This is a genomic window from Phormidium sp. CCY1219 (assembly GCF_055795085.1).
This window is the reverse complement of sequence record NZ_JAYFEQ010000213.1, coordinates 1-1576: the sequence shown is the minus strand read 5'-3', so window position 1 is coordinate 1576 and position 1576 is coordinate 1. Positions and strand designations below refer to the sequence as shown.

At 50.4% G+C, this 1576-nt stretch carries 1 protein-coding gene; it reads left to right on the top strand.

The window, feature by feature from the left end; translation table 11 throughout:
• The first annotated feature begins 446 nt into the window (after positions 1–446).
• On the top strand, positions 447–1409 hold the full coding sequence (locus AC0QH1_RS01825; protein WP_324629058.1) for an SGNH/GDSL hydrolase family protein: 963 nt from the start codon (positions 447–449) through the stop codon (positions 1407–1409).
• Positions 1410–1576 lie beyond the last annotated feature (167 nt).

The following is a 1576-nucleotide window of genomic DNA, read 5'->3' as shown; positions in this document are numbered from 1 at the left end:
AAATAACCATTGCGCTAATAGGCATGTTTTTTTCCATGCCTGGAATTGGAGTAGGGATAAATAACCATTGCGCTAATCGGCATGTTTTTTTTATCCCTGGGAGTTGGACTAGGGATAAATAACCATTGCGCTAATTGGTATGTTTTTTTTATCCCTGGGAGTTGGACTAGGGATAAATAACCATTGCGCTAATTGGTATGTTTTTTTTCCACCGATCGCGTGGTGGTGGTGAAATATAGCAGGTCTGTTGGTTGATGCGATCCGCAGCCGAATAGTCCCCACCGCGCTTGCACCTCCGAGGTAAAAAATTCGTTACCTCACCCATATGAGAACTGCTATAAAGGCAAAGGGAGGGCAAACAGGTGCAGGGAATGGCTGGTCAAATGCGCTCGATCGCGTTTAATCTAGACAGCAGAATGCGGAGTATGGATTGAGGGCATGGGGGAGTGAAAATCGCGCTGATTGTTTTTGCTGTGGTGGTTGGGTTGGCGATCGCCGTGGAGGTGGGGTTAAGGGCGATCGTCGGGTTTGGCAATCCGCCGATTTATCTTCCCGATGACAAAATCGGCTATCGACTCGCGCCGAATCAGGGAGTGCGGCGGTTTGGCAATCGCATGGAGATTAACGAATATTCCATGCGGAGTCCTGCCATTACCCCTGTGGTGCCCGAGAATACCTGGCGCGTGTTGCTGTTAGGAGATTCTGTGGCCAATGGCGGATGGTGGACTGACCAAGATGATACCATTTCCGCCTTGATGACTCAAGAGTTAAAAAGCGAGTTGGTGTCTGAGTCTGGGTCTGCGCTGGCGGATGTGGAAGTTTATAATGCTTCTGCCAATTCCTGGGGACCGCGAAATGAGTTGGCGTATTTGCAGCGATTTGGGATGTTTGGGGCGCAGGTGTTGGTGTTGACTATCAATACGGATGATTTGTTTGGCAGAATGCCCGCGTCGCTGGTGGTGGGGCGCGATCGCAACTATCCGGCGCGCAAACCCCCTTTCGCGATCGCCGAAGCATTCACTCGCTACATTTTACCCGCCCCCCCGCTGCCCTCTTTACCGGAGGAAAAAGGCGATTTAGTGGGCAAAAATATCGAAGCCATTCGCCAAATTCATCAACTGGCGCGGGAAAATAATAGTAAATTTCTCCTGGCAATGACGCCATTGCGGCGCGAACTCGGCGAACCCGGTCCGCGCGATTATGAAGTGAAATTGCGTCAGCGCTTGCAGGAGTTTACCCAGCAGCAGCAGATAGAATATATTGATTTTTTGCCCCAATTCAATGCGGTAGAACAGGGCGATCGCTTCTACCGAGACCACATTCACCTCAGTCCGAAGGGTAACGAATTTGTCGCTCGAGCGATCGGCAACGCATTAATCCCGTTTTTCAACAATAACAAGCCACATTGATTTCGGTAGGCGGTAGCTCTGTTGGGGTTCCTCAGCTTCTGCGCTGAACCAATTAAACCAATTCAAACCTGCTTGCTTATTTTGCATCACTGCTTAACGCCCCGGCTTGCGGTGGCTTGACATTCCAGAGATTGGTTCTAGGCTTCTCCCAACTGGTCGGCACATCC